The sequence below is a fragment of the Pseudomonas sp. NFACC14 genome, from assembly GCF_900106885.1.
Classification (GTDB): domain Bacteria; phylum Pseudomonadota; class Gammaproteobacteria; order Pseudomonadales; family Pseudomonadaceae; genus Aquipseudomonas; species Aquipseudomonas fluorescens_AA.
This window is the reverse complement of the sequence record NZ_FNOA01000052.1, coordinates 1-3,414: the sequence shown is the minus strand read 5'-3', so window position 1 is coordinate 3,414 and position 3,414 is coordinate 1. Positions and strand designations below refer to the sequence as shown.

The following is a 3,414-nucleotide window of genomic DNA, read 5'->3' as shown; positions in this document are numbered from 1 at the left end:
GACCTGTTCGACGAAAGCACCATCGCCCGTTGGGGCCAGCACTTGCTGCACCTGCTCGACGCCCTGCTCGACGACGCGACGCAGCCACTGGCGACTCTGCCGTTGCTGGACAATGCGCAGCGCCGGCAACTGCTCGGCGGTTTCAACCAGACCCACGCCCCCTTTCCCGAGGGCAGGCTGGTGCATGAGTGGTTCGAACAGCATGCGCAGGCCCAGCCACAGGCCATCGCGGTCCAGGCCGAGGGCACCCGACTCAGCTACGCCGAACTCAATGCCCGGGCCAACCGTATCGCCCACCGCTTGATCGCCGCCGGCCTTCGCCCGGATGAGCGTGTGGCGCTGCTGGTGGAACGCAGCCCCGAGATGATCATTGGCATCCTGGCCATCCTCAAGGCCGGCGGTGCCTATGTGCCGCTGGACCCGAATTATCCGCAGGATCGCTTGCAGCACATGCTCAGCGACAGCTCGCCTCGGGTCCTGCTCAGCCAGGGTCTGCTGGCTGAACAACTGCCACCATTGCAGATTACGCAGTTGTTGCTGGACGACACGACTGAAGGCGATGACCACAACCCACGGATCGAAGGCCTGACTTCCCGGCACCTGGCCTACGTCATGTACACCTCCGGCTCCACAGGCAAACCGAAAGGGGTGATGCTCGAGCACCGCTCGGTGTGCAACCAGATCGGTGCCCTGCAAGAGCGCTATGGCCTCAACCCTCGTGATCGCATCCTGCAATTCGCCACCATGACGTTCGACATGTCGGTGGAAGAGATTTTTGGTGCATTGCTCTCCGGCGCCACCCTGGTACTGCGCAGCGATGCCTGGATTGCCGGCACCGCTGCCTTCGCCACGCTGTGCGAACACTATGGGATCACTGTCGCGAACCTGCCAACGGTGTTCTGGCAACAGGTCAGCCGCGACCGACATGTGCCGCTGCCGACCTCGTTGCGCCAGTTCATGATCGGTGGCGAAGCGGTGGGCAAACAGGCCGTGAGCCAATGGTTCGCCCGCGCCGGCCATCGCCCGGCGCTGTTCAACGCCTACGGCCCGACCGAGGCCACCGTGAATGCCTCGATCCGCCTGATGGAAAGCGACCACGACGATTTCCGCTCCATCGGCAAACCGGTGCGCAACGCCCAACTGCATGTCCTTGATGCCAACGGCAACCTCGTCCCGCTCGGGGTCGCCGGCGAGATCCACATTGGCGGCGTCGGTGTCGCGCGCGGTTACCTCAACCGCCAGGCGTTGACGGCCGAGCGCTTCATCGCCGACCCGTTCAGTACCGACCCGGACGCACGCCTGTACAAGACCGGTGACCTCGGCCGCTGGTTGGCAGATGGCACCCTGCAGTACCTGGGACGCAACGACGACCAGGTGAAAATCCGCGGTTTCCGCGTGGAACTGGGCGAGATCGAAGCCGTCCTCGCGGGCTGTGCCGGTGTACGTGAAGCAGTGGTAGTGGCCCAGGAAAGCCAACCCGGCCAATCGGACAGCAAGCGGCTGATCGCTTACCTGTGCGGTGAACCGGTGCCGGTGGAGCACTTGCGCAGCGTCTTGCTGGCAGCCCTACCCGAATACATGGTGCCCAGCGCCTTCGTTCAACTCGAGGCCCTGCCACTGACGCCCAACGGCAAGCTCGACCGCCGCGCCCTGCCCGCACCGGGCCAGGAAGCGTTCGCCAGCCGAGCCTACGAGGCCCCACGGGGCGAGATCGAACAGATCGTCGCGACGGTCTGGCAAGACCTGCTGGGCATCGAGAAAGTCGGCCGGCATGACCGTTTCTTCGAACTCGGCGGGCACTCGCTGCTGGCCGTGAGCCTGATCGATCGCCTGCGCCAGCATGGCCTGAGCGCCACGGTGCGCACCGTGTTCACCGCGCCCAGCCTGCGGGAAATGGCCCAGGCCCTGAGTCGCAGCGATGAAACCTTGTTCCTGGCCCCGGCCAACCGCATCCCGGCCGATTGCACGGCGCTGACACCGGACATGCTGCCCCTGGTGGAACTGACCCCGGCGCAGTTGGAACGAATCGTCAACGCCGTCCCTGGCGGGGCCGCGAACATCCAGGACATCTATCCCCTGGCCCCCTTGCAACAGGGCATCCTGTTCCATCATCTGCTGGGGCACGAAGGCGACGCCTATCTGGTGCGCTCGATGATCGAGTTCGACGACCGTCAGCGGCTCGATGCCTTCATCGCCGCCCTGCAACAGGTGATCGACCGCCACGATATCCTGCGCAGTGCCGTGCATTGGGTCGGGCAGCCGCAAGCGGTCCAAGTGGTGCAGCGCCAGGCCGGGCTGCCGATCCATCCCATCACCCTGACGGCCGATGAGGATCCACGCGTCCAACTGGAGCGCTTGAGCGATCCGCGCCACCTGCGCCTGGATTTGCAACAGGCCCCCTTGATGCGCGCCTGCATCGCCCAGGACCCGCAGTCCGAACGCTGGTGGCTGGCCTTGCTGGACCATCACATGATCAGCGACCACGTGTCCCTGGGCATCGTCCTCGAAGAAATCCAGCTGTTGATGCAGGGCCAAGGCGCCAACCTGCCGACGCCCATGCCTTATCGGGAGTTTGTCGCCCAGGTACTTGCCACGCCGCCCCAGGCCCATGAAGCCTATTTCACCCGGCGCCTGGCCAGCATCGAGGAGCCCACCGCACCGTTCGGTGTGCTGGATGTGCAGGGTGACGGTGCCCAGGTGGTGGAGACCAGCATGCGCCTCGACCGGGCCCTGAACCTGCGGATCCGCGCTCAATCGCGCCTGGCCGGGGTGACGCCGGCCGTGCTGTTTCATATTGCCTGGGCCCAGGTGCTCGCGCGCTGCACCGGCCGCGACGACGTGGTGTTCGGCAGCGTGGTCGCCGGACGCCTGCAAGGTTCACTGGGCGCCGATCGGGCCCTTGGGGCGTTCATCAATACCTTGCCGGTACGGGTGCAACTGGCCGGGTTCAGCGCCAGCGCGCTGGTGGACGCAACCTATCGCGACCTCAGCGAACTGCTCGCCCACGAACAGGCCTCCCTGGCCCTGGCCCAACGTTGCAGCGGTGTTGGCGCGGGCCTGCCGCTGTTCACCACGCTGCTCAACTACCGCCACCAGACCGACGGCGGCTCGCTGGCCAACGACGACCAGGTCCTGGCCTGGGACGGCGTGCGGTTCCTGAGCAACGAAGCGCGCACCAACTACCCGATCGAAGTGGCCGTGGCGGATGAAGGGGAGGATTTCTCCGTGACCGCCCAATCCATCACCGGCATCGACCCGCAACGCATCGCCGCCTACCTCGCCCAGGCCGTGGCCGCGCTGGTCGAAGCCCTTGAACAGGCTCCCGAACGCCTCGCCAGCGATCTGGACGTGCTCCCCGACACCGAGCGGCAATTGCTGCTGGCGGACTTCAACCGCACCGCCACGGATTTCGGC

The 3,414-nt window shown here is 65.8% G+C and carries 1 protein-coding gene; it reads left to right on the top strand.

The window, feature by feature from the left end; genetic code table 11:
- A partial coding sequence (locus tag BLU85_RS30020; RefSeq protein WP_139212830.1) for a non-ribosomal peptide synthetase occupies positions 1 to 3,414 on the top strand: 3,414 nt, incomplete at both ends.